This window comes from Streptomyces zinciresistens K42 (assembly GCF_000225525.1).
Classification (GTDB): Bacteria; Actinomycetota; Actinomycetes; order Streptomycetales; family Streptomycetaceae; genus Streptomyces; species Streptomyces zinciresistens.
Window position 1 is genome coordinate 1 of record NZ_AGBF01000104.1, and the last position, 23,822, is coordinate 23,822.

At 69.9% G+C, this 23,822-nt stretch carries 21 protein-coding genes and 2 pseudogenes; 14 read left to right on the forward strand and 9 right to left on the reverse strand.

The window, feature by feature from the left end; genetic code table 11:
• Window positions 1-186: 186 nt before the first annotated feature.
• The 4 genes from SZN_RS23780 (at window position 187) to SZN_RS23795 (ending at window position 7,457) form a co-directional block, all read left to right on the forward strand.
• Window positions 187-3,753, forward strand: coding sequence for a type I restriction endonuclease subunit R (locus SZN_RS23780; RefSeq protein WP_007499527.1), 3,567 nt, complete (start codon window positions 187-189; stop codon window positions 3,751-3,753).
• Between the two features lie 14 nt (window positions 3,754-3,767).
• The gene (locus tag SZN_RS38915; RefSeq protein WP_007499529.1) at window positions 3,768-5,177 is read left to right on the forward strand and encodes a restriction endonuclease subunit S; all 1,410 of its coding nucleotides are present in this window, start codon (window positions 3,768-3,770) and stop codon (window positions 5,175-5,177) included.
• On the forward strand, window positions 5,174-6,733 hold the full coding sequence (locus tag SZN_RS23790; protein WP_007499531.1) for a type I restriction-modification system subunit M: 1,560 nt from the start codon (window positions 5,174-5,176) through the stop codon (window positions 6,731-6,733). The genes SZN_RS38915 and SZN_RS23790 overlap by 4 nt, the downstream gene beginning before the upstream one ends.
• 73 nt (window positions 6,734-6,806) lie before the next feature.
• Window positions 6,807-7,457: a hypothetical protein gene (locus tag SZN_RS23795; protein WP_007499533.1), complete on the forward strand. Its 651-nt coding sequence runs from the start codon at window positions 6,807-6,809 to the stop codon at window positions 7,455-7,457.
• Between the two features lie 349 nt (window positions 7,458-7,806).
• On the opposite strand, the gene SZN_RS23800 is transcribed toward SZN_RS23795, so the two are convergent.
• Window positions 7,807-8,280 (reverse strand): protein kinase domain-containing protein, encoded by a 474-nt coding sequence (locus SZN_RS23800; RefSeq protein ID WP_007499535.1) that lies wholly within the window; start codon window positions 8,278-8,280, stop codon window positions 7,807-7,809.
• A 47-nt stretch (window positions 8,281-8,327) separates the two neighbouring features.
• Here SZN_RS23800 and SZN_RS23805 point away from each other — a divergent pair.
• A pseudogene (locus tag SZN_RS23805) lies at window positions 8,328-8,741 on the forward strand (XRE family transcriptional regulator); the annotation flags it as partial.
• Between the two features lie 156 nt (window positions 8,742-8,897).
• Window positions 8,898-9,209 (forward strand): annotated as a pseudogene (locus SZN_RS43245) (transposase family protein); the annotation flags it as partial.
• A gap of 67 nt (window positions 9,210-9,276) precedes the next feature.
• On the opposite strand, the gene SZN_RS41530 reads toward SZN_RS43245, so the two are convergent.
• From SZN_RS41530 to SZN_RS23815, 3 genes are all read right to left on the reverse strand, one after another.
• Window positions 9,277-9,414 carry a hypothetical protein gene (locus SZN_RS41530; RefSeq protein WP_167546324.1) on the reverse strand — a complete coding sequence of 46 codons (138 nt, stop codon included), beginning with the start codon at window positions 9,412-9,414 and terminating at the stop codon, window positions 9,277-9,279.
• A gap of 277 nt (window positions 9,415-9,691) precedes the next feature.
• Window positions 9,692-9,814: a hypothetical protein gene (locus SZN_RS43250; RefSeq protein ID WP_279627036.1), complete on the reverse strand. Its 123-nt coding sequence runs from the start codon at window positions 9,812-9,814 to the stop codon at window positions 9,692-9,694.
• Between the two features lie 488 nt (window positions 9,815-10,302).
• Entirely contained in the window at window positions 10,303-10,602 is a 300-nt protein-coding gene (locus tag SZN_RS23815; protein ID WP_007499541.1) for a hypothetical protein, read from the reverse strand.
• 266 nt (window positions 10,603-10,868) lie between these two features.
• Between SZN_RS23815 and SZN_RS23820 the strand changes: the two genes are divergently transcribed.
• The 3 genes from SZN_RS23820 to SZN_RS23825 all read left to right on the forward strand — a co-directional run bounded on the left by SZN_RS23820 (window position 10,869) and on the right by SZN_RS23825 (window position 12,102).
• Complete coding sequence (locus tag SZN_RS23820; protein WP_007499543.1) at window positions 10,869-11,051, forward strand: hypothetical protein; 183 nt, start codon at window positions 10,869-10,871, stop codon at window positions 11,049-11,051.
• A 175-nt stretch (window positions 11,052-11,226) separates the two neighbouring features.
• A complete protein-coding gene (locus SZN_RS40975) occupies window positions 11,227-11,493 on the forward strand; it encodes a hypothetical protein (RefSeq protein WP_139063571.1) in 267 nt (88 codons plus the stop codon).
• A 204-nt stretch (window positions 11,494-11,697) separates the two neighbouring features.
• Window positions 11,698-12,102: a hypothetical protein gene (locus SZN_RS23825; protein WP_063741767.1), complete on the forward strand. Its 405-nt coding sequence runs from the start codon at window positions 11,698-11,700 to the stop codon at window positions 12,100-12,102.
• Window positions 12,103-12,267: 165 nt separating this feature from the next.
• Here SZN_RS23825 and SZN_RS23830 read toward each other — a convergent pair whose 3' ends face one another.
• On the reverse strand, window positions 12,268-15,549 hold the full coding sequence (locus tag SZN_RS23830; RefSeq protein ID WP_007499547.1) for a SpoIIE family protein phosphatase: 3,282 nt from the start codon (window positions 15,547-15,549) through the stop codon (window positions 12,268-12,270).
• Window positions 15,550-15,917: 368 nt separating this feature from the next.
• Here SZN_RS23830 and SZN_RS23835 point away from each other — a divergent pair, with 368 nt between their 5' ends.
• From SZN_RS23835 to SZN_RS23845, 3 genes are all read left to right on the forward strand, one after another.
• Window positions 15,918-16,418, forward strand: a complete 501-nt coding sequence (locus SZN_RS23835; RefSeq protein ID WP_208865839.1) for a hypothetical protein — start codon at window positions 15,918-15,920, stop codon at window positions 16,416-16,418.
• A 209-nt stretch (window positions 16,419-16,627) separates the two neighbouring features.
• Complete coding sequence (locus SZN_RS23840) at window positions 16,628-17,506, forward strand: DUF2797 domain-containing protein (RefSeq protein WP_007499551.1); 879 nt, start codon at window positions 16,628-16,630, stop codon at window positions 17,504-17,506.
• 229 nt (window positions 17,507-17,735) lie between these two features.
• Window positions 17,736-18,476, forward strand: coding sequence for a response regulator transcription factor (locus SZN_RS23845; RefSeq protein WP_007499553.1), 741 nt, complete (start codon window positions 17,736-17,738; stop codon window positions 18,474-18,476).
• Here the strand turns inward: SZN_RS23845 and SZN_RS42005 are convergent.
• Entirely contained in the window at window positions 18,471-18,920 is a 450-nt protein-coding gene (locus SZN_RS42005; protein ID WP_007499555.1) for a hypothetical protein, read from the reverse strand. The two genes, SZN_RS23845 and SZN_RS42005, sit on opposite strands and share 6 nt — an antisense overlap.
• 59 nt (window positions 18,921-18,979) lie before the next feature.
• Between SZN_RS42005 and SZN_RS23855 the strand changes: the two genes are divergently transcribed.
• Entirely contained in the window at window positions 18,980-20,485 is a 1,506-nt protein-coding gene (locus SZN_RS23855; protein ID WP_007499557.1) for an MFS transporter, read from the forward strand.
• A gap of 98 nt (window positions 20,486-20,583) precedes the next feature.
• A complete protein-coding gene (locus SZN_RS23860; protein ID WP_007499559.1) occupies window positions 20,584-21,351 on the forward strand; it encodes a TetR/AcrR family transcriptional regulator in 768 nt (255 codons plus the stop codon).
• A 79-nt stretch (window positions 21,352-21,430) separates the two neighbouring features.
• On the opposite strand, the gene SZN_RS23865 is transcribed toward SZN_RS23860, so the two are convergent.
• From SZN_RS23865 to SZN_RS23875, 3 genes are all read right to left on the reverse strand, one after another.
• Window positions 21,431-21,910: a PPOX class F420-dependent oxidoreductase gene (locus tag SZN_RS23865; RefSeq protein ID WP_007499560.1), complete on the reverse strand. Its 480-nt coding sequence runs from the start codon at window positions 21,908-21,910 to the stop codon at window positions 21,431-21,433.
• Window positions 21,911-22,145: 235 nt separating this feature from the next.
• Complete coding sequence (locus tag SZN_RS23870) at window positions 22,146-22,970, reverse strand: YceI family protein (RefSeq protein WP_007499562.1); 825 nt, start codon at window positions 22,968-22,970, stop codon at window positions 22,146-22,148.
• 88 nt (window positions 22,971-23,058) lie between these two features.
• On the reverse strand, window positions 23,059-23,822 hold a 764-nt coding region (locus SZN_RS23875; protein ID WP_007499564.1), incomplete at its 5' end, for an MSCRAMM family protein.

Sequence of the window (23,822 nt, forward strand, 5' to 3'; positions counted from 1 at the left end):
CTCAGCCCTTGCAGCAACGCTGCAGAGCCATGCCGGTCGGTCGATGGCGGGATGAGCGCCCCCGAGACACTCTTACCTGGGTACGACGCAGCGGTTGAACCGACAACATCCACACCTCCCCACGCATCGCTGCGTAAGCTGAGTTCCCACCAATTAGTAGGGTGCGATAGCGGGGGATAGGGCAGCATGGACGATCGGCTTCGCGACTTCGCGAAGGGCTCACCCAACTTCGGGGTGCTGTATCAGCACCAGCCGCTCCTCTCCCTGTACGGGGCTTCTGCCGAAGCGACCGTGTTCACGAACCCCAATTCCTCCCTGGTCCAGGCGGGCCAGTTCGGCGAGGTCCTTGCCGAGGAACTGGTCGCCCGTATCGGGATGCGGATCGAGGGCGACCGGCAGATCGACCGACTGACCGCTCTGACCAGAGCCGGAGTCCTCGTTCCGGAGATCCGCGACGATTTCGACAGGTTGCGCCGGGACCGGAACAAGGCCGCTCATAGTCACCTCTTCGACACGGCGCGGGCCCTGGCCGCAGTGCGGATCTGCTACCGGCTCGGCCTCTGGTTCCACGATGCCATGGACGGCCGGCGGACCGTCGCCGAGTTTGTGCCGCCCACGGACCCCGGTGACAGCGCTCAGATCACGGACCCTGTCGAGCTGGCCGAGCTGCGTGAGGCCCTCGACGGCCACCGCCAGGCGCTCACGCAGGCCCGCATGCGGCTCGCGGAGGCTGGCGATGCGCTAGAGGCCGAGCGCAGGGCGCGAGCCGAGGCCGAGAACCTGATCGCCAGCGCCGACGCCAACAAGACCGAGCTGCTGGCACGGGTCGAGCAGTTGAGCACCCAGATTGAAGAGCTGCGCGCTGCCCAGCAGGCGAAGTACGAGGCCGCTCGCAGGCAGCCGCGCCCGGTCGACGCCAAGCGGCGCGAGGCGATCATCCACCGTGCGCAACGGCCGGCCGCACTAAACGAGGTGCAGGCCCGTGAGGCTATCGACGAGATGCTGCACGCGGCTGGATGGGTCGTCCAGGACCGCGACCAGGTCAGCCCGGCAGAAAACCAGGGGGTGGCGGTCCGTGAGTTCACGCTGGCCACCGGCCGCGCGGACTACGTCCTGTATGTCGACGGCAGGATCGTCGGTGTGATCGAGGCCAAGCGGGAGGGCGACCACCTCTCCAGCGCCGTGGAGCAGAACGACCGATACGCTGCCGGTGTCCTCAAGGAGCACCGGCTCGCCGTCTGGCGGGAGACGGAGCCGTTCGCGTTCCGCTACGCGACGACCGGCACCGAGACCTATTTCATCAACCGCCTCGACCCCGACGCCCGCTCCCGAGAGGTGTTCTCCTTCCACCGCCCCGAGACGGTGGCCGCCTGGATGCGTCGCGCCGACGAGACACCGGGCGCCCCGACGTTCCGGGCAGCTCTGCGCCGACTGCCCGTACTGGAGCCGAACGGGCTGCGTCTAGCCCAGATCGACGCCATCAGTGGTCTGGAGGAGTCCCTGAGCGAGGACCGGTCGAGGGCCCTGATCCAAATGGCTACGGGCGCGGGCAAGACCTTCACCGCCGTGGCACAGACCTACCGGCTGCTCAAGCATGCCAAGGCACGCCGGGTCCTGTTCCTCGTCGACCGCAACAACCTGGGCAGGCAGGCGTACGACGAGTTCCGCAAGTTCACGACACCGGACGACGGCCGCAAGCTGTCCGACATCTACAACGTCGACCGGCTCGGAGCGGCGGGCCTCCAGGACACCTCGTCGGTGGTCATCTGCACGATCCAGAAGATGTACTCGCTGTTGCGTGGGGAGATCCTCGTCGATGACGAGCAGGCGGACGAGGCTTCGGACAGCACGGCGTACGAGGACACGTACGCCACGGATCTGCCCATCGAGGTCTCCTACAACCCCAAGGTCCCGATCGAGTCCTTCGACCTGATCATCGTGGACGAGTGCCACCGCTCGATCTACGGCCTGTGGCGGGGTGTGCTGGAGTACTTCGACGCACATCTGGTTGGTCTGACCGCCACCCCCACACTTCAGACCCTCGGCTTTTTCGGCCGTAACTTGGTCTCCGAATACACCTATCCGCAGGCCGTTGCGGACGGGGTGAACGTCGACTTCGACGTCGTACGGATGCGCACCGACCTGCGTGAGAAGGGTGCCGCGACCATCGAGTCGGGCACGACGGTGCGGGTCAAGGACCGCAAGACGCGGCGGCAGCGCTACCAGGAACTGGACGACGACTTCACCTACACGACCGGGCAGATAGGCCGCTCGGTAGTGACGGTGGACGAGATCCGGGCGGTGCTCACCGCATACCGGGATAACTGGCGGCGCTGGTTCCCCGGCCGGACCGAGTTGCCGAAGACTCTCATCTTCGCGGTCGGCGAAGACCATGCGGAAGATGTCCTCGCCCAGGTTAAGGAAGTCTTCAGGCGCGGCGACGACTTTGCAAAGAAGATCACGTACAAGAGCCGCCAGGCCGGCGAGGACCCGGACGAACTGATCCGCGCCCTGCGGACCTCGCCTCGGATGCGGGTCGCCGTCACCGTCGACATGATCGCGACCGGTACAGACGTGAAGGCCCTGGAGTGCGTGATCTTCCTGCGCGAGGTGCGCAGCGCCGTCCTTTTCGAGCAGATGAAGGGCCGCGGCGCCCGCACTATCGACGCGACCGAACTCCAGGAAGTCACGCCGGACGCGGACGCATCGGTCCGCAAAGATCGGTTCGTACTAGTCGATGCGGTCGGCGTGACGGACTCCCCGCTGGTGGATGCCAAGCCGCTGGTGCCGGCGGGCGAGCGGCAGGTCTCGCTGGCGAAGCTGCTGGACAAGGCCGGTACGAAGTCGATCAGTACTGGTGAGGCCGAGATCCTGGCGGGACGACTGGCCCGGCTCAACCAGCAGCTGACGGACGAGGAACGCGAGCAACTGACGCGGGCCTCGGGTGGCCGCACCCTGTCGGAGATCGCGGGCGCCATAGTGAAGGCGGTGGACCCGGACCGGCAGGAGCGTGCGCTGGAAGAGGGCGGCCAGGCGGCGGCCAGGCGGCTCGTGGAGGACGCGATCGCGCCGCTGACGGATTATCCCGATCTGCGGCGCCACATCATCGAGATCCGGCGGGACAAGGACTACGTTTTCGACGAGTTCACGGCCGTCGAGGTGACCGACGTCGACGAGATCCCGCGCGAGGAGCGGGCCCGGGAGGAGGTCGGCCGCTGGAGCCGACTCCTGAAGGACGAGCGCGACCGTATTGCGGCGGTCAGCATCGCGCTGACGAGCCCCCGGTCGGTTTCCCCTGCGGAGACGTACGCCGCCCTGAAGGAACTGGCACTCGAGATCCGCCGTCCGCAGTTCGCCTGGACGCCGCAGGTGCTGTGGACGTACTACGAGGACCTGGGCGCGGTGGTCCACTCCGACGGTGGGGGCCGGGAGGCCGGGGTGCCCGATCTGATCTCGCTGATCCGGTACGAGCTCGGGGTCGAGGAGGAGCTGCGGCCGTATCGTGAGACGGTGGAGGAACGCTTCGAGGGGTGGCTGCTCAAGCAACGGCAGGCGGGGGCGGACTTCTCAGAGGAGCAGCTGTGGTGGCTGCGGTCCGTACGGGATGTGGTGGCGAGCGACGTCGGGATCAGCACGGCGGAGCTTAACGCCGAGCCCTTCAAGGGGAAGGGCGGCGGACGGGGGTTCGCGCACGCATTTCCGGGGCGGGACGTTCGATCGATGTTGAGTGAGCTGAATCGAGAGTTGGCTTGAGCGGGTTGAGTGACGTGGAACTTCCGGCCACTTGGATTCTGCTTGATCTGGGCGAGGTGGCCGAGGTTAGCGGCGGAATCCAGAAGCAACAGAAGCGGCGTCCTGTCAAGAATATCTACCCGTTTCTACGTGTTGCCAATGTCGGACGAGGAAAACTTGCCCTCGAAGAAGTACACGACATTGAACTTTTCGAAGGGGAACTGGAGAAGTACAGGCTCAGGGACGGAGACTTGCTGGTTGTTGAAGGCAATGGAAGTCCTGACCAGATCGGACGCGCTGCCACATGGCGTGGCGCGATTAGTGACGCGGTGCATCAGAACCACCTGATCCGAGTACGCCCCACCAGAGCTATTTCCGCTCGGTACTTGGAGTTGGTCTGGAACGCGCCCGTTGTATCGCGCCAACTGAAGGAAGTTGCACAGTCAACCAGCGGTCTTTACACCTTGAGTACGAGCAAGGTGAAACGGGTCAAGGTTCCGCTACCTCCGCTTGCGGAGCAGGACCGCATCGTCGAGGCCCTCGAAGATCATCTCTCCCGACTTGATTCGGCTGCTAGCAACCTGGATCGTGCCCAATCCTGGTCCATTCCATTGCGGCGTTCCGCGCTGGCTCGACTGCGTGATCGCGCCATGATCTTGGGGGCGCAGCTCGTGCCTTTGGAAGCTGTGGCGCAGACGTCTCTAGGCAAGATGCTGGACTCGAAGAAGAATGCCGGATCCGACACTCCCTACCTACGGAACGTGAATGTCAGATGGGGCGAATTCGACCTAGAGGCGATTTCGAGCGTTCCTATGCCGCCCGAGCAGGCAGTGAAATTCGCACTCAATGCTGGGGACTTGCTCGTTTGTGAGGGCGGCGAACCTGGCCGCTGTGCAATTTGGCCAGGTTCGGAAACGCTCATGACCTTCCAGAAGGCCCTACATCGGGTCCGGCCGTCTGAGAGAGCCTCTTCTTGCTGGCTCGCGCTCATGATCGAAGAGTGTGTCCGTAACGGGCGAACGGCTCGGATGCTTACCGGAACCACCATTAAGCATCTACCTCAGGAAAAGCTACGAAAGCTGGAAATTCCTGTTCCGCATGCCGAAGTCCAAGCTCGGCTAGTTGAGGAATTCGCAGCGACTGAGATTCACCTGAAGCGTCTACAAGACGCGGCCGTTACGTCGAGCGCACGTGAGCGTCACCTCAGGGGCGCGCTGCTGAGCCGCGCATTCCTGGGCAGACTGGTCCTTCAAGACCCCGCCGACGAGCCTGCCTCCGTCCTCCTCGACCGCATCCGCTCCGAGTCCGAGGCCCAGGGTGGCAAGCCGAAGCGGGCCGGCCGCCCCTCCCGCAGGTCGGCCACCGCCGACGAACCGCCGCCCCCACCCCCCGAGTCCTCAACACTCTTCCCCATCAACGCCGTTCAGCAGGAGCTTCCCCTGTGACCCCCGCATCTCCCGCCCTGGCGCATGCACAGACCAACAGCCTGGTCGCCAAGCTCTGGAACTACTGCAACGTCCTGCGTGACAACGGCCTGTCAACCATCGAGTACGTCGAGCAGCTCTCGTACTTGCTCTTCCTCAAGATGGCCGACGAGATCGCAACCGACCCTTTCACCGAGCAGGAGGCCAAGACCGTCGTACCCGCCAAGTACGACTGGCAATCGCTGGCCCGCCTCAAGGGCATCGACCTCGAAGTCCACTACCGCGACACCCTCCAAGCACTCGCCAAGAACCCCGGCACCACCCTCGGGACGATCTTCGCCAAATCCCAAAACCGGATCACCGAGCCCGCTTTGCTCGAAAAGCTGGTTGTCGAGCTGATCGGCAAAGAGGACTGGACGATCCAGGGGACAGACCTCAAGGGCGATGCCTACGAGGGTCTGCTTGCCAAGGGTGCGGAGGACACCAAGACGGGTGCCGGCCAGTACTTCACGCCCCGCGCACTCATCGACGCCATGGTCGACGTGATGCAGCCAAAGCCCGAGGACACGATCACTGACCCCGCATGTGGTACTGGCGGCTTCCTGATCGCCGCGCACAGCTACATCCGCAAGCACCACATGCAGTACCTGTCGCGGGAACAGCGTCTCGACTTGGGGTCCGGCAAGATCTGGGGCAACGAATTGGTCACCGGCACGGCCCGCCTGGCAGCCATGAACATGCTGCTGCACGGGATCGGTGACGCCGACGGCGAGTCGTTGATCACCGTGGGTGATGCGCTTGCCGACAAGCCCGAGCGCCACGCGTCGCTCATCCTCGCCAATCCGCCCTTTGGCAAGAAGTCCGCGATCACGATCGTCGGCACGGATGGCAAGGCAGAGAGGGAAGACATTTCGTACGAGCGGGACGACTTCCGCGCCACCACCACCAACAAGCAACTCAATTTCCTTCAGCACATCATGTCGCAGCTGGAGATGAAGGGCCGTGCGGCTGTTGTCCTGCCGGACAACGTGCTCTTCGAAGGCGGCGCGGGTGAGAAGGTACGGCGCCGCCTACTCGAAGAGTTCGACCTCCACACGATCCTGCGTCTCCCGACTGGCATCTTCTACGCAGGCGGGGTCAAGGCCAATGTCCTGTTCTTCGAGAAGGAGCCGCCGCGCAGTGGCGGTGCCCACAACACCTCGAAGTTGTGGGTCTATGACTTCCGTACCGCCAAGCACTTCACCCTCAAGCAGCATCCGCTGACCCGCGCGGCTCTGGACGAGTTCGTCGAGGCGTACCTGCCCGGAAAGTCGCGCAGCGAGCGGGTTGAGTCTGAGCGTTTCAGGTCCTTCGACTACGACGAACTCATCGCCCGCGACAAGGTGAATCTGGACATCACCTGGATGAAGGACCCGGCACTCGACGACGCCGACAGCCTCCTGGCGCCCGAGTTGATTGCCCAGGAGATCGTCGAGGAGCTGCAGGCTGCGCTGAGCGAGTTCGCGGCCATCGCGGAGGCCCTCGGTGGTGAGGTCTCAGCCGACACCGATGCGATTGAGCCAACTGAGAGTGGTTGAACCGTAACTGGGTTGCTCCTCCTCTGTCCCGCCGGAATCCTGAGTTTCCAGATCAGCGAGACGGGGGAGTCCCATGCCGGCCGCACAGCCGCAGACGCGCGAATTCCGGGCGTTCCTGACCAACCTTGAGTACGCCCGGAAGATGATCGTGGCGGGTCGGAGCCTGGCTGCCTTCCAGTCCCCGGTTATCGACATCGGTGACTTCTACCGCGCTGCCTGGGTGCAGGCCGTCAGCGCCATCGACCACTGGTTCCACGAGGAGCTGTACCGGCGCGTCGCCGAGCTGGCCGCTGCGGACAGCCCCGGAATGCCGTATCAGCTGACGAAGTTCGAGCTGCCCCTGGTCAAGGTGGAGGAAGTCCGGCGCGGTACGACGACGCTCGCTGACGCCGTCTCCGAGCATGTCAAGGCGAAGTGGGGCAACGCGGCACTGCAGAACCCTCGCAAGATTAGCGAGGCGCTGAAGCTGGTGACGGAAGAGGACATCTGGGCCAAGGCCGCCGTCCAGCTCAACGAGTGGAACCACGGCCGTACGTCCATGAACGCCCAGACACTGAAGCAGAAGTACAACTCGATCACCGATCGCCGAAATAGGATCGCCCATGACGCGGACTTGCTGGACGGCGATCTCAAGCGTCGCCGCCCCATCTCCGACGCCGACGTGACCGATGCGATCGACTGGATCGAGCGAATCGCCCTCGCCATCGCCACCGTGATGGGGTGAGTCGACCGCTCAGGAACCGTCCGCCACCGTTCGAACTTGACGGCAGCCCTGACGGCAACGACGGCACACAGACACGCATGATCACCCCTCTGGGCGATTGCAGCAGGAAGCCGCAGGCAATCCTCGTCACGTGCTGCCCGATCCTACGGATCAGAAGGTTGCAGGTTCGAATCCTGCCGAGTGCACAGCAGACCAGAGGCCCTGTGGAGTGATCCACAGGGCCTCTGTCTTATGCCTTGCCGGGAGGGTTGGCCGGTGGTCGAATCGGCGGCTGTGTTCGGGGGCGCGCGGACGGTCGCCGGGATCTTCGGTGGCGGGGTGCCGATCGGGGGTCCCGTGACCGGATCAGTCAGTTCAGAGTCTTGCTCACTTCGGGGAGGGTGGGCCGGTCCGCTGGCGTGTGGCTGAGCATGGCGTCGATCAACTCGCCCAGCGTGCCGGGCGCCTTGACCTCCCGGCGCCGTCCGTTCGCGACGGCCTCTCGCTGTGCTGTGCGGGGAGCGTCGTCCGGGTACTCCATCGCCCGCTGGCCGGTGGCGGAGATGAGGAGGGAGGCGCCGAGTGCGTAGACGTCGGCTTCGGGTGTCGGCTCGGCTTGGCCGGTGTCGAGGACGCTGCGTGCGATCTCGGGTGCCTCGTAGTGGACGAGGCAGCCGCGGAACGGGAAGTCGTATCCCTCGGGCACGTGGCTTCCCCGTGCAAGGGCGAGGTCGATGAGGTGCGTTCGTTCCGGGCCGATGATGAAGTGGGCGGGCTGTACGTCACCGTGCGCCCAGCCCTTGGCGTGGAGTTCGGCCAGCGCCTCGACGCAGCCCAGCGCCACGCTGGTGTGCGGTGCGGTGGACGAGTCCGGCCTGCGGCAGGGCTCCCGTCAGCCCGGAACTTGTGGCTCTTTACGATCAGCGGGCGGACATCCCTGTGTCCACCTTTGTGGACATGCTGACCCAGGCCCGCAGGCACATCGACGTGCTGGTGTATGCCGCCGTCTTCCTGCACGAGGCGTACCCGCGGCTCAACGACCTGCTGCGAGAGCGAGCTGCCGACGGGTGCGCGGTTCGTATCGCGATCGGCGATCCGGACAGCGTGAATGTCCAACAGCGCGGCACGGAAGAGCGGTTCGGCCACGGCATCGAGTCCCGTTGCCGACTCGCCCTCATGCACTATCGCCCCCTTGCCGGGGTACCTGGCATCGAGGTGCGGACCCATGCCACCACGCTGTACAACTCGATCTACCGTGCGGATGACCCGGCGCTGGTCAATGCCCATGTCTGGGGCGTGAATGCAGGGCCCCGGCAAAGTCGTTCTGTAGGCCTGTGACGGTCGTTCTGTAGGCCTGTGACGTGGGGTTTTGCAGGTGGAAGAGGTGTGCGGGCGTGTTCCGGTCCGGTTGGATGGAGGTTCCTACGCCTTACCGTCCGACCAAGGGATCACGCCCGCGCCATGCCATCGTCCCGCATCTGTGGCCCTGTTCGCACGCCCGCCTCGGATCATGAGCTCCTCGTCCAGTTGCTCGCTCGGATGCCTGATCCGCGTCGTCGGCGCGGGGTCCGGCACCCGGTGGGTGCACTGATCGCGGTGGCGGTGTGTGCGGTGGTGGCCGGAGCCCGGGGGTTCACCGCGATCGGGGAGTGGGCCCGGGATGCGGGAAGTGCCGCGCTGGAACGGCTGGGTCTGGAGCGGGGCGGGGTGGACGAATCAACGCTGCGGCGTCTGTTCGCCCGTCTCGATGCGGACCGTCTCGATGCGGTACTGGGAGTGTGGGCTCTGGCCGGGCGAGGATATTTGCCCCGACTGAGCTGTACCGAGATTTGTGGAGTCCCTACGGGCGGCTCTCGATCAGGCACACATCGTGCTGCCATCGCTCGGAGTCGATGTCGGCTCGCCCGCACTTGGGCTCGTGGAACTGGGGCGTGTACGCGCCGACGTGGCCGTGCGACTGGCGGAGGCGCTCCGACAAGGCGGCGTCGAGTGATCGGCACGGGAAGCCCTGGCGAGGACGGCGGTCTCCCGCCCCGGATGACCTTGCGGGTTTACACCGTGAACGGGCACCGTTCGCAGACGTTCAGATGGGACCGGAGGCGGTAGCCGCTCAAACGACCGGCTGCCCATGAACGCAGGTGAACGACCCCATTCGAGACCCCTGAGCCCACCATCACAGTTGGAAAGGGTGCACATCCCTGCGGCGATACCTTGGTGCGCGGTCGGTGCTGCAAAGCCGGTGCTCCCGAGTTCCCTCAGTAGAGGATGACTCTCCAGCGCTCAACCCACAGCAGCCCACCGCCCGGACCGCGGACCTGGACGCGGTCGTCTTCCACCTGCCAGACGTCGCCGTAGAGCGTACGGTCGGGAAGATCCACCCTGACGATGTCATGGACGTCCAGGTCATCCTCGACCGGACGAGCCCACGCATGCGAACAGTGACCGCAGAGATAGCCGACCACATCGCACCCCTCAACAGTCATCGGTCGGCCCGGACGGACCGCTGCGACGAGACACCGAGGGCACGGGTCGGCAGTGCGTTCACCTACTGATCGGGACATCATCCGATTCTGCGGTGCAGCAACGAAGTACAGCAACCCCAGCGACCGCCACCGGCAGTCACGCCCCTCCCCGCAGCCCGTATGGCCTCCAATGACCGATCTCTCCAGAGCTGCGGATCAGAAGGTTGCAGGTTCGAATCCTGCCGGGTGCACAGCAGGCCAGAGGCCGTCAGGGGCGACCTGACGGCCTCTGGTTTCGGCGTTGACGGGAGCGCTTTGACGGAAACCGCCTCGGTCGGCGCGTAGTGCTCCGGCCCGGTCCGAGCGAAGGAGCGGGGTACCCGTGCCGGGCCGGACCGTGTGCGTCAGACGGTCGCGGCCAGCCAGCCGATGGTTTCGGTGGTGTGCTTGCCGTCGCTCTTGGTGGCGCCGGCGTACACCTCGTTGAGACGGATGAGGAAGCCGGTGTTGGTGACGTCGTGGACGCGGATGCCCGGTGTCTCCGGACCGTTGAAGGTCTGGGTCAGCGGGAGGACGACGACGTTGGAACCCGGTGGGAACGGGCTGGGGAACGTGACCCGCGTGAAGGTCGAGGTGTTGCCGCCGCTCGTCTCGATGGGGTCGTCGGACCGCAGGTCGACCTTGCCGGTCTGGATGAAGCTCATGATCGAATTCCTTTGTGCGAGGCTGCGATTGCCTGGCCGTTCTGGCGGCCGAGGGGAGGCTTGTCACCACATCGGCCCTCTATGCCGAACTCCCGCGAACGAGCGATCGCATTTCGGACAGCAGCCGACCGCGACCGTGTGCTTCCCGCCTCATCCATGAGCCGAGCGCGGCTGTGGGGTTCGTTCGGACCGGCGTGCGGTCCAGAGGGTGATGCCCGCTATGTGGACTCCGGCGAGGGAGATGGCCGCGGTCCTCTCAAAAGCGGGTGACGATGCCACGCCCCCGCTTCGGCATCCTGCTGCCCTCGCTCGGAGCCGGAGCCGGAGCCGGAGCCGGAGCCGAAGCCGGAGCCGGCCCGCCCGGTCTCGGGCTCGTGGAGTGGGGGCGCGTACCCGCCGACCTTGCCGTGCGGCTGGCGGAGGCGCTCCGGCGGGGCGGCGACGAGTGAGCGGCGCGAGTGGTCCCGACGCGGCTTCCCCGCTCGGAGTGAGGCGCAAGCAGGGCCCGAGCCCGGGTGAGGAGTCGGGGACGGTGCAGGCCCTCGCGGTGGAAGGGGACCTTCACCACCCGAGCTTGCACCTCTGACAAAGCGGCGTTCGGGCGCCCGGACTCCGCCCGACGGAATGCATCACCCCGAAGGTCGGGTGAGTGCTTTTCGTCGCTCCTCGCTGTATGTGGCCGAAAAATACCAGGTGTTGATGTTGGTCGACGTGTTAGGTTTTGTGTCGATTCCGATCGATCGCTTCGTGCCGAACATCAAGGGCACAGGCGGGCAGGGGTATTCCGACCACGTGCCCAAGCCGTCGGGACGGGAAAATGGGGGAATCGCCGTGCGTGGAAAAGCGGTCCGAATGGCCTCGATGTGCATGGGTGGATCGGCCGGACAGTAGATCGCGTGTGTCGGCTTGTGCAGGACTGGCCTCCGCCGGCACGTCCGCAGCTGGATTTCTGTATCGGCTCCAGCCGGGTTTCCGGGTGCTGGCCGAGTCTTTGACATGTAATGTCCCGCTCCGCCCCTCCCGTCGTCCATTAATGAACGGGCTCCAGTCGTTCATTGGTAAAAAAAGGGGAAGATTTTCGTGCGTGTGCACACCATGCTGATCAGTGCCGTCCTGATTGTCGGCGCCGCAGGCTGCAGCACTGACAGTGCAGCGAAACCTGACAAGATCGGAGTCGCTGAGAAGTTGCCCGCAGACACGAATGAGGCGCAGTCGAGGAAGAATGCCCGGGAGTTCCGGGCCTGGATCAACGAAAACGGAACCGCAGTCCAGAAGGGCGCGGTCGGACGTGTCCAGCGAATCATCGGTGAGTGGAACGCAAAGACAGGAAACGCGTACGTCTCCACTGATATCAACGGCGGGAAGACTCCGGTGAAGGACCCTCAAGCGGCCGCCGATGCAGTCGTCAAGGCATTCGCTGAATGGAAGGACTCCGATCAGGGTTTTGTGTCGGTCTACGATGTGTTCGGTAACGCTATGATCGCGAACTACAAGTTCTGACGACTCGTATTCCTGCTGTGTGATAGCAGTCGAAAGAATCTTGCGGGGGCCGGTCTCATACGTGCGTGCGCACTCGAATTGACGCGCGAGTCGACGCGCGTCCGTCCGCCTCCGAGGGAAGCGCCGGGGACCGTCGGCGCCGTCCCCCTCCCCGCGCAGCTCGTCTCACCGCTCGTCGTCGAGCAGCAGCGCGTCCAGGTCCCCGTCGAAGTCCGGGCCGGGGAAGCCCGGGAACAGCGCCTCCGCCGAGTCCGCCGGGTCCGCCGGGTCCGCCGGGTCCGCCGGGTCCGCCGGGTCCGCCGGGTCGAGCGGGGTGTGCAGGGCCTGTTCGGTCCAGATGCACTTGCCCGTCGGCGTGTACCGCGTGCCCCAGCGGGTGGACAGCGCGGTGACCAGTTGCAGGCCCCGGCCGCCCTCGTCGTTCTCCGTCGCCCGGCGGATGCGCGGCATCGTCAGGCTGCCGTCGAAGACCTCGCAGATCAGCTCGGTGCCGTGCAGGAGCCGTAGCCGCAGCGGGCCGCGGGCGTGGCGCACGACGTTGCCGACGAGTTCGCTCACCAGGAGCTGGGTGGTCGGGATCAGGTCGTCCAGCTCCCAGGCGGCGAGCTGGTCGCGGATCAGCCCGCGGGCCTGGCCCGCCGCCCGCGGGTCCTCCGGCAGCGGCCAGGAGGCCATGCGGGCGGCGGGCAGGGCGTGCAGTCGGGCGAGCAGGAAGGCCGCGTCGTCGGCCGCCTGGTGGTCGGCGGGCAGCAGCGCGCCGGTGATCCGCTCGCACAGCAGCTCCAGGTCGGCCGCCGTGCCGTCGCCGTGCGCGGCGCGCAGCACCTCGGCGAGCGCGGCCATGCCCACGTCCAGCTCGCGCTTGGCGGACTCCACCAGCCCGTCGGTGTACAGGGCCAGCACGCTGCCCTCGGGGACGGGGACCTCCGTCGTCTCGAACGGGGGCTCGGCCGCGCCCAGGGGCGGGTCGTCCGACAGGGCGGGGAACTCCACCGTGCCGTCCGGGTGCAGCAGCGCGGGCGGCGGGTGGCCCGCCCTCGCTATGGAGCAGACGCGGCTGGTGGAGTCGTACAGGGCGTACAGGCACGTGACGTACGACTCCTCGCCCATGGCGCCGACGATGTCGTTGAGGTGGCTCATGATCTCGTCGGGCGGCAGTTCGAGGTCGGCGAGGGTGTGGACGGCGGTGCGCAGCCGGCCCATGGTGGCCGCCTCCGGCAGGCCGTGGCCCATGACGTCGCCGACGACGAGGGCCACCTGCCCGCCGGACAGCGGGATGATGTCGTACCAGTCGCCGCCGACGTCCATGCCGTGGCCGGCCGGCAGATAGCGGGCGGCGGCCGTGCAGGCGGGGACGACGGGCAGGTCGCGGGGGAGCAGGCTGCGCTGGAGTTCGCGGGAGCGGGTGTGCTCGGCGTCGAAGAGGCGGGCCCGCTCCAGGGCCTGCGCGACCAGGGCGCTGGTCGCGGTCAGCAGGGTGCGTTCCTCGTCGGTGAGGCGGCGCGGGTGGTCGAAGCTGACGGCGCAGACCCCGAAGGTGTGGCCCGAGGCGATCAGCGGGATCAGCGCCCAGGCCCGCTTGCCCGCGCGGGCCGGCAGCGCGGCGAGCCCCGGGTAGCGGGCGGCGAACTCGCGGGGGCTGGACAGGAACAGCGGCGCCCCGGCCAGGATCGCGTCCCACATCGGGCTGGGCTGGGTACGCTCGCGGCCGTCGAGCACGGCCAGGACGTCGTCCGGGTAGCCGACGGACCCCACGGTGTGCAGCCGGTCGCCCTCCACGGCCTGCACCAGCAGCCCGGTCGCCTCGAACGGGGGCAGCACCCCGCTGGCGACCGCGTCCACCACGTCCCGCACGGTCGTCGCCTTGGCGAGGGCGGCCGTCAACTCCGCGATCCGGGCGGCCCGTTCGGCCGCGGCGCGCTCGGCGGAGCGGCGCTCCTCCTCCATCCGCCGCTTCTCGGTGACGTCGGTGAAGTAGATCGTGCGCCCGTCCGGGCCGGGGACCAGCCGCAGGTGGCACAGGCGCCCGTTGGGCAGCCGTACGTCGAAGCTGACCGACTTCTCCGCGGCGGCGGCCTGCCGGCAGCGGATCTCCAGGCCGGGCACCTGCTCGGCGGCGGGCAGGTCCCACAGCAGCCGCCCGAACAGCTCCTTCTCGGAGTAGCCGAGGGTGCGTTCGGCCTCCAGGTTGGCGAAGGTGATCCGCCAGTCGTCGTCCATGGCGAGGAAGCCGTCGCTCATGTGGCGCAGGGCCCGGCCGAGCGCGTCCCGGGCGGACCGCGGCTCGGTGCTGTCCCAGCCGACGCCGACCATCCGGCGGGGCTCGCCCCGTTCGCCGTACGTCGCCCTGCCGCGCGCCTGCGTCCAGCCCCAGGTGCCGTCCAGCTTCCGCACCCGGTACTCGGCCTCGAAGGCGCTCCCGCCGTGGATCGCGCGCTCCGCCGCGGCGAGTGTGGGCGCCAGGTCGTCGGGGTGCACGCACCGCATCCAGGCGTCGATCCGCCCGGTGAAGTCCTGCGGCAGGGTGCCGTACAGCTCCAGGGCCGCCTCGTCCCAGATCAGGTCGCCGGTGGCGATGTTCCAGTCCCAGGAGCCGACGCTGACCTCCTTCAGCGCCTGCCGCAGCCGTTCGCCGTTCTGCTCGGGCTGCGCGGGCCGGGAGGGGCCGGCGGGCGGCGGCGCCTTCGCCATACGGTCCTCGGTCCAGGCGATGACGGACCGCAGGAAGCGCCAGTGGGCGGGCTCCGGTTCGCCCCGCTCGTCCATCAGGACGCTGAGGGCGCCGGTGACCCGGTTGCCGCTGCGCACGGGGAGGGCGGCGAGGCCGGTGCCGGGCCAGAGGGGCCCCCGGGAACCGGCGGACCGGGCCGGCTCCGGCGGGACGCGGACACGGCCGTGGTCGTACGGGGTGCGGAGGCCGCCGCTCTCGTACGGCGTGCGGGAGCCGCTGCTCGCGTAAGGGGTCCGGGAGCCGTCACGCTGGTACGGGGTGCGGAAGTCGTCACGCTGGTACGGGGTGCGGGGGCCGCCGCTCTCGTGCGGGGTCCGGGAGCCGTCGTGCTCGTGCGGGGTGCGGGCCGGGGGGATCTGGGCCCGGGGGCCCTCGGTCTCCTGCGACGCGCGGGCCGCCGCCCCTGGGGGCCGGACGCCGCCGTTCTCGCGCGGGCCGCGGGCCGGGGCCAGCGGGACCCAGACGCCGGCGTCCTCGTGCAGGGCGCGGGCCGGGGCCACCGGGGCGTCCTGGTCGACGATCTCCCAGGAGCGGGTGAACGCGGGCGGCAGTCCGGCCGCCGACACCAGGCGCAGCGCGGACATCGGGCCGCGCAGATGGATCATGCCGCCCAGCGCGCCCAGTTCGGCGACCGCGTGCTGGAGGGCCAGCCGGAAGACCTCGCTTTCCGCGACACCGGGGGCCACCGTGTCGAGCAGGGTCAGCCGAGCGTTCATGTCGCGGACTCTACCGTTCCGGACTGGGCCGGAACGCCGCTTCGCAAGATCCACACGGGTGCCGCGCAACCGGTTGGCTACCGGTCAACAAGCGCTGCGGCAAGCGCAGTTGAGGGCGTACGGGCGGCGGGGCGTGCCGGGCCCGGCGGGGGCGGGCGGTCCCGGGCGGGGGCGCGGGGCCGCCCGCTCCGGCGCGTGTCCCCTTGCAGTCGCACACCGGAACCGTCCCGCGCGCACGCGAGGATGAGATCCGGAGGGCCCGGAGCCCGTCAACTCGCCAGTCCACGGCATAACCTGGAGCACCGCGAGGGCGACAGCCGTGCGGGACAAGCCAGTTCACCTGAGCGAATCCGAAAGGAACAGTGAACGTGTCGTTCAAGAAAAGTCGTGGTCTGCTCGTCTGCGCGGCCCTCGCCGTGACGCTGACCGGCGTCGTGGCGGCGGGGACCGCCGTGGCCGCCGCCCGGGGGGCCAAGCCCCTGGCCGACCGGGCACCGGCCGGGTTCGCGGAGCTGCCGCCCGGTCCGCTCCCGCACCCGGGGGAGTCGCGCGCGTTCACCGCGACCTACCGCAACGACACCCCGGCGCGGCGCACGGTGGCCCCGCAGCTGCTCGTCCTCTCCCCGGACGCGGGGCCGTTCCTGGCGCCGTCGGACGTACGGCTGGAGCGGCGCGCGGCGGACGGCCACTGGGAGGACGTCCCGGTGCGGACCACGACCGGGACGCTGTACACGGGCCTCGCGGGCGCGCACCGCACCCTGCCGCCGGGCGCGACGCTCACCGAGGTCTACCGCCTCACCGTCGCGGGCGCCGGGGCCGGGACCAGGGCCGGGGGCACGGTACGGCCGAGGGTGGCCCTCTACGGCTGAGGCCCGGCTCCCGTCCTGCCGGTGCGGCTCGCCCGGAGAGCCCTGCGCAGGCCCGAGCGTGCGGGCGCACCAGCCCGTGAGGGCGGCGGACCGTGAGGACGAGGGACCGGGCGGGCGGAGGCGGCGGGCGGGCGAGGGCGGCGGGTGGGCGAGGGCGGCGGACCAGGCCGGCCCGAGTTGTCAGTGCCTGCCTCTAAGGTCGAAGAGCGATGGCACAGGCATGGAGATGCTCGGGTCTGCGGTGGTCGGCGCACGGCCCCGAGCTGGTGTGGGACGGCGGCCGGCGCTCCGCGCTGACCTGGGGGAAGCGCGTGGCCTTCGGGGTGGCGGAAGGGGGAGTGCGGACCTGCGTGGGGGCGCGGGGACACGCGTGCCCGCGGCGGGCGGCCGTGCCGGGGCGCGGCACGGGTGGGCGCTGCGAGGAGTGCGCGCGGCTGGACCGGGCGCACTCGGTCGCCGCGGACACCCTCGCGGACGATCCGCGGCCGTACCACGTCTATCTGGCGTGGTTCGGACCCGGCATGGCCAAGGTCGGCATCACCGCCGTGGAGCGGGGACCGGTCCGGTTGCTGGAGCAGGGCGCGGTCTGCTTCAGCCGGCTGGGCTCGGGCCCGCTGATGGCGGCCCGGCGCACGGAGGAACTGCTGCGGGCGGCCCTGCGCGTGCCGGACCGCGTCCCGTACGCCGACAAGCGGACCGTCAGATCCGCCCTGCCCGCGTCGGCGGCGGAGCGCGCGGCCGAGCTGGCGGACCTGCACGCCCGCGCGTCGGCGCTCCCCGGCTGGCCCGAGTCGCTGGACCGCGCGCCCTTCCGGCCCGTGGACCACGCCGGGGTGTTCGGGCTCGCGGCGCTCCCGGCCGCCGTAGGGGAGGTGGCCGAGCTGGTCGCGGGCGGGGCGGTGAGCGGACGCCTCGCCGCGGCTGCCGGGCCGGACCTGCACCTGGAGACGACCCGGGGAGTGGTCGTCGTCGACACCCGGCTGATGAAGGGGTGGGAGCTGGTGCCGACGGCGGACACGGGGGAACTGACGGTGCCGGTCAGGGCGTTCAGGGAGCGGGGGGCGGGCACGCAGGAAGGGCTGTTCTGATCGGGAGGGCGAACCGGCCGTGCGGCAGCGGGTGTTCTCCGCCCGGAGGGCGCGCCGTCGCGCAGGACCGCCTGCTCACGGGGGGGAGCAGGACGGTTCGGGCCGCATCTCGGGATGTGTGTCCGCCGGGGGCTTCCCAGGTGCCGCCTGAGAGCTTCCTGTGCGTTTCTCAGGAAAATCACAGGTTGCGACAAGGGCGCTCTCAGAGGGCCCCGACAGTGTGTCGGGCATGACCACGACCTCGCCCCAGGGGCGGACCGAACTGCTGAGGTCGGACGGGAGCCCCGTCCGCGTGCTGGTGGTGGACGACGAGCAGTCGATCACCGAGCTGCTCTCCATGGCCCTGCGCTACGAGGGCTGGCAGATCCGCAGCGCGGGGGACGGGCACGGCGCCGTGCGCACCGCCCGCGAGTTCCGGCCGGACGCGGTCGTGCTGGACATGATGCTGCCCGACATGGACGGGCTGGCCGTCCTCGGCCGGCTGCGCCGCGAACTGCCGGACGTGCCGGTGCTGTTCCTCACGGCCAAGGACGCCGTCGAGGACCGTATCGCCGGGCTCACCGCGGGCGGGGACGACTACGTCACCAAGCCGTTCGCCCTGGAGGAGGTCGTCGCCCGGCTGCGCGGACTCATCCGCCGCTCCGGCGCCTCCGACCGGCGCTCCGAGTCCGTGCTCGTCGTCGGGGACCTCACGCTCGACGAGGACAGCCACGAGGTGACGCGCGGCGGGCAGCACATCCACCTCACCGCCACCGAGTTCGAGCTGCTGCGCTTCCTGATGCGCAACCCGCGGCGCGTGCTCAGCAAGGCGCAGATCCTGGACCGCGTGTGGTCCTACGACTTCGGCGGTCAGGCCAACGTCGTCGAGCTGTACATCTCCTATCTGCGCCGGAAGATCGACGCCGGCCGGGAGCCGATGATCCACACCCGGCGCGGCGCCGGCTATCTGATCAAGCCCGCCGTCTCATGACCGGGGGGCGGCGAAACGCGCCCGCCGCCCGCAGGCGAAGTCCGGGGTGCCGCCCCGGTGGTCGACGAACCAGGGGAAGCGCTGGTTGAACCCGTCGCGCAGGGCTTCCCCGCAGGCGTCCGCGTGCACGTCGAACAGGGCCTGACGGATCTGCGCCAGGCCCTCGCTGCTGTGAAGCGGCGGACGTCCAGGCCGGCGGCCTTGAACCCCGGCTCCATCCGGTTCGGCAGCGGTTCGGCAGCGGTCTCCCCGCTCCCGGGCGACCCCGGCGTCCGGCGCGAGCGTGATCAAGTCACGGGAGGAGCCGCCCAGGAGGGAGCGCATCCGGCCCGGGACGGAAGAGCCCGCCACCGGCGCGAAGGCCCCCGACGCCGTGGAGCACGCCTGGCCGACGTCCCGCTGGTGGAGCTGCGCCGGGGCGAGGACGGCGCTGCGCGCGGTCACCGCCGCCTCTCGCGCAAACTCGTTGTACGGCGTACAGCGCTTGTTCTACGGTGCACAGCATGACGACGTCCCCCCGGGAGCAGGTCCCTGCCCCGCTCCGGCTCCCGGCTCCGGGCGGGCACCCGCAGCGCTGGCTGATCCTCGGTGTGCTGTGCCTCGCGGTGCTCACCGTGGTGCTCGACAACACCGTCCTGAACGTGGCCATCCCCTCGCTCACCCGCGAACTGGGCGCCACCACCTCGGACATCCAGTGGATGATCAACGCCTACTCGCTCGTGCAGTCGGGTCTGCTGCTCTCCGCGGGCAGCGCGGCCGACCGCTACGGCCGCAAGAAGATGCTGGCCCTCGGTCTGGCCCTGTTCGGCGCGGGCTCGCTGGTCGCCGGACTCGCCGACTCCACCGGCCAGTTGATCGCGGCACGCGCCGGGATGGGCGTCGGCGGCGCGCTGCTGATGACCACCGTCATCGCCGTGGCCATCCAGATCTTCAGCCCGGAGGAGCAGCCGAAGGCCATCGGCATCTGGGCCGCGGTGAACTCGCTGGGCTTCGCCGCGGGCCCCCTCCTCGGCGGCTTCATGCTGGACCGCTTCTGGTGGGGCGCGATCTTCCTGATCAACCTGCCGGTCGCGCTGCTCGCCCTGGTGGCGGTCGTCCTGCTGGTCCCCGAGTCGAAGAACCCGCAGGGCGACCGGCCCGACCTGCTGGGCGCCCTGCTCTCCACGATCGGCATGTCGGCCCTGGTGTTCGCCATCATCTCCGGGCCCGAGCACGGCTGGACGTCGGCGCGCGTCCTGCTGACGGCGGCCGTGGCGGTCCTCGTGCTGGGCGCCTTCGCCCTGTGGGAGAGCCGTATCCCGCATCCCATGCTCGACCTGCACTTCTTCCGCGACCGCCGGTTCACGGGCGCGGTCTCCGGCGGTGTCCTCATCACCTTCGGCATGGGCGGCTCGCTCTTCCTGCTCACCCAGCACATGCAGTTCGTGCTCGGCTACGAGCCGCTGGAGGCCGGCCTGCGCACGGCCCCGCTCGCGCTGATGATCGTGGCCCTGAACTTCACCGGCGTGGCCGCCAAGTGGGCCGCCCGGCTGGGCAGTCCGCTCGCCATCGGACTGGGCATGGCCGTGATGGCGGCCGGTCTCGCGTCCATCGCCGTGGTGGCCTCCGGCGGCTACCCGGGGACGCTGCTGGGCCTGGTCCTCATCGGCACCGGCGCCGCCGTGGCGAGCCCGGCCATGTCCCACGCGATCATGAGCGCGATACCGCCGGAGAAGGCCGGGGTCGGCGGCGGGATCAACGGGGCGGTCGCGGAGTTCGGCACCGGGCTGGGCGTCGCCGTCCTGGGCGCGCTGCTCAACTCCCGTTTCGCGGCGCTGATTCCGGTCGCGGCCGGCTCCCTGCCCGCGGCGCTGGCGGCGGCGGGGTCGGCCGGGGAGCGGGCGCGGATCACGGACGCGTTCTCCGCGGGGCTGCGCACCAGCATGCTGGTGGGGGCGTCGGCCGTGCTGCTCGGCGGACTCGTCGCCTGGACGTTGCTGCGGCGCGCGCAGCGGGCAGACACCGACTGAGAGCCGGCGGCCGTACGGTGGCCCGGCGGCGGCCGGCGCCCCGAGGGGTTGCCGCCCGGCATGCCGGCCGGTCGCGACGGAGTCGAGGAAGGTGCGCCATGGCGAGGGCAGCCCGGCAGTCCGCCCGGACCAGTGTCTGGCTGGAGGAGGGCAAGGAGCGGCGCGGCGCGCGCGGCGGCGGCCAGCCGTTCCGCCTGGACCGCGACCGGATCACCGAGGCGACGGTACGGCTGCTGGACGCGGAGGGGCTGGCCAGGTTCTCCATGCGGCGGCTGGCCGCCGAGCTGAACGTGACCGCGATGTCGGTCTACTGGTACGTCGACACCAAGGACGACCTCCTCGAACTCGCCCTCGACGCGGCCTTCGGCGAACTCGACCTGCCCGACCCGGACACCGACGAGGACTGGCGGGACCAGTTGCGGGCGCTGGCCGGCGCGTACCGGGGCCTGCTGGTGCGGCACCCGTGGCTGTCCCCGCTGATCGGCACGTACGTCAACATCGGCCCCCACAGCCGCGCCTTCTCCCGGCTGGTGCAGCGCATCGTCCGCCGGACCGGACTGCCCGAGCACGGCCTGGTCGCGGCCATCTCGGCCGTCTTCCAGTTCGTGTACGGCTTCGGCACGATCGAGGGCCACTTCATCGCCCGCAGCGCGGCGTTCGGGATGTCCCCGGACGCCTACTTCCACCACGCGATGGGCTCGGTGACCCGGTTCCCGGAAGCCGCCGAGGTCGTCCGGGAGTCGGCGCGGCTCATGGAGGCACGCGGCGGCGGCACGGTCGAGGAGATGTGGGAGCGGGACTTCGCCTTCGCCCTGGACCTGCTGGTCGCGGGCATCGAAGCGATGGTGGCGCGCAACACGCCCTAGCGCAGCGGCACCCGCCGCCGGCCGGCCGCGCGGGGACCCCCTTCGCCGGTCCCAGCCGCCCGCCGACCGGGAGGGCCCGTCATCCGTCCTGGTCGCCCGGGGCGAGCCGCGCGGGGAAGCCGCCCGTCGCCACCGGGCCCCACCGCTGCGGCGTCACCCGGATGAGGGACTTGCCCTGCTTCAGCATCGCCGCACGGTACTCGTCCCAGTCCGGGTGCTCACCCGCGATGTTGCGGTAGTACTCCACGAGCGGTTCCACGGACTCGGGTGCGTCGATCACCTCGGCGGTCCCGTCGATCTGCACCCACGGGCCGTTCCAGTCGTCGCTGAGCACGAGCAGGCTGACCCGCTCGTCCCGCCTGGCGTTGCGCGTCTTGGCCCGCTCCGGGTACGTCGAGACGACGATCCGCCCGGCGTCGTCGACCCCGCACGTCAGCGGCGAGCCCTGCGGCCCGCCGTCGGACCGCCGGGTCAGCAGCAGGGCGCGGTGCCGGGGACGGACGAAGTCGAGCAGTTCGTCGAGTGAGACAGGGGTGTTGGTCGCGATGTTCGGTGCCATGGAGGCAGCCTAGGCGCCGCGGCGGGCGGGAGCTTCGCCCGTGGAGGAGCGGCGGCCGGTGCCGTGCTCCCGGTGTGCCGGCCGCAAGGCCCGCGTACTGGTCGTACCCGGGCCTTGCGGCCGGCGCGGCGGGTCCGGGGGTACCTCCCGCGCCCTTGAGGCAGCGGGGAGCCTGCCGGGCGTCGCCTGCCGCGGCACCGGCGCCGGGCGACCGGACAGCCCGGCCCCGGCGGGCTCAGGCTCCCGGCAGGGTCTCCCCCCGCACCGCCTGGATGTCCAGCTCCACCTTCAGCGTCGTGCCGATGGCGCCGATGCCCGCCTGGACGACCTGGTTGTAGTGCAGGGCGAAGTCGGCCCGGTGCAGTTCTGCCGTCGCCCGGAACGCCGCCCGGGTCCCGCCCCAGGGGTCCGCCCCGGTGCCGAGATACGCCAGGTCCAGATCCACGGGCCGGACGACCCCGTGCAGCGTCAGTTCGCCGTGCACCGTCCAGCGGTCCGTGCCCGAGGCGGCGCTCAGCCCCGTGGAGCGGTAGGTGATCTCGGGGTACTTCTCCACGTCCAGGAAGTCCGCCGACCGCAGATGCCCGTCGCGCGTGCCGTTGCCCGTGTCGATCGAGTCGGCCCGGATCACCGCCTGCACCCGGGACTCGGCGAGGTCGTCCGGCGCGATCTCGACCGTCCCCGAGAACGCGGTGAAGCGGCCCCGCACGCTGGAGATCCCCAGGTGCCGGGCGACCGCCGCGACACTGGAGTGCGCCGGGTCGACGGTCCAGGGCCCCGGCGGCGGCAATTCGGTGCCGCCCTGCCGGGCCAGGGTCACCGTGCCGACCTCGGCCCGCCCGCTCGCGGTGACCAGCGCGCTCGACGCGGCGGGCGCGTAGCCGACGGCGGTGACGATCACGGTGTACGCCCCCGGGGCCAGCGGCTCGCGGTCCCGTACGGCGCCCTCCGCGTCCGCCTCCAGGCGCAGCACCTGCGCGCCGCTCGTGTCGGCCACCGTGACGACCGCGTGCGACACGGCCCATCCGTCCCGCGTCCGGATCCTCGCGGTCAGTCCCATCTCACGTACTCCTCGGTTCACAGAAGACCGGCCCGCGGCGGCGCGCCTCCGCCCGGAGCACGCCGCGCGCCGCGGACCGCGGTGCCGGCTACTCGCCGGGGTGGGCGAGTTCGATGTCGTGGCCGTCGCCGCCGGCGCCGGTCACCGTCAGGGCCGTGGCCACCGGCGGGTAGCCGGTCGCGATGACCGTGTACTCGCCGCCGTCCAGATCGGTGAAGGCGTACGCCCCGTCCGACCCGGTCGTCGCCGTGCCGACCACGTTGCCCGCCGCGTCCACCAGGGTCACGCGGGCGTCGGCCAGCGGTCCCCGCGGCGCGCGTACGACGCCCTGGAGCTGCGCGCCGGCCTCCAGGTCGACGTCGAGCCGGGTGACCCCGGTGCCGCCGACCTCCACGGGCAGGGCGCGCGGCCGGTAGCCTGCGGCGTTCACCGCGACGGTCACGGGGCCGGGCACCAGCTCGGCGAAGGCGAAGTCGCCCTGCGCGCCGGTGACGGCGGTGGCCAGCAGGTCGCCGCGCACATCGGTCACGATCACCATCGCGTCCTCGACCGGCAGCGCGCTCCGCGCGGTGCGCACGACGCCGCTCAGCCCGCTGGTGCCGCTCAGCAGGATGTCGTAGGCCACCGGCTCGTCACCGGCCACCACGACGGTGGAGGCCAGCGGCTGGAAGCCGTCGGCGGAGGCGATCAGGACGTACGACCCGGCGCCGGGCGCGTCCAGCGCGTACGAGCCGTCGGTCTGGGTCACCGACCGGCCGAGCTGGCGCCCCGCGAGCGAGATCAGCGTGACCGCCGCCTGCGGGACCGGCGCGCTCTCGGCGCCCCGGACGAAGCCCCGGACCGGGACGGCGC

Excerpts from the sequence above, each read along its gene's own strand:
- SZN_RS23780 (WP_007499527.1), top strand. The coding sequence starts at position 187 with ATGGACGATCGGCTTCGCGACTTCGCGAAGGGCTCACCCAACTTCGGG.
- SZN_RS40975 (WP_139063571.1), top strand. The coding sequence starts at position 11,227 with ATGCATCACCCCGAAGGTCGGGTGAGTGCTTTTCGTCGCTCCTCGCTG.
- SZN_RS23860 (WP_007499559.1), top strand. The coding sequence starts at position 20,584 with ATGGCGAGGGCAGCCCGGCAGTCCGCCCGGACCAGTGTCTGGCTGGAG.
- SZN_RS23870 (WP_007499562.1), bottom strand. The coding sequence starts at position 22,970 with ATGGGACTGACCGCGAGGATCCGGACGCGGGACGGATGGGCCGTGTCG.
- SZN_RS23865 (WP_007499560.1), bottom strand. The coding sequence starts at position 21,910 with ATGGCACCGAACATCGCGACCAACACCCCTGTCTCACTCGACGAACTG.
- SZN_RS23845 (WP_007499553.1), top strand. The coding sequence starts at position 17,736 with ATGACCACGACCTCGCCCCAGGGGCGGACCGAACTGCTGAGGTCGGAC.
- SZN_RS23795 (WP_007499533.1), top strand. The coding sequence starts at position 6,807 with ATGCCGGCCGCACAGCCGCAGACGCGCGAATTCCGGGCGTTCCTGACC.
- SZN_RS23815 (WP_007499541.1), bottom strand. The coding sequence starts at position 10,602 with ATGAGCTTCATCCAGACCGGCAAGGTCGACCTGCGGTCCGACGACCCC.
- SZN_RS23830 (WP_007499547.1), bottom strand. The coding sequence starts at position 15,549 with ATGAACGCTCGGCTGACCCTGCTCGACACGGTGGCCCCCGGTGTCGCG.
- SZN_RS23840 (WP_007499551.1), top strand. The coding sequence starts at position 16,628 with ATGGCACAGGCATGGAGATGCTCGGGTCTGCGGTGGTCGGCGCACGGC.
- SZN_RS23855 (WP_007499557.1), top strand. The coding sequence starts at position 18,980 with ATGACGACGTCCCCCCGGGAGCAGGTCCCTGCCCCGCTCCGGCTCCCG.
- SZN_RS23825 (WP_063741767.1), top strand. The coding sequence starts at position 11,698 with ATGCTGATCAGTGCCGTCCTGATTGTCGGCGCCGCAGGCTGCAGCACT.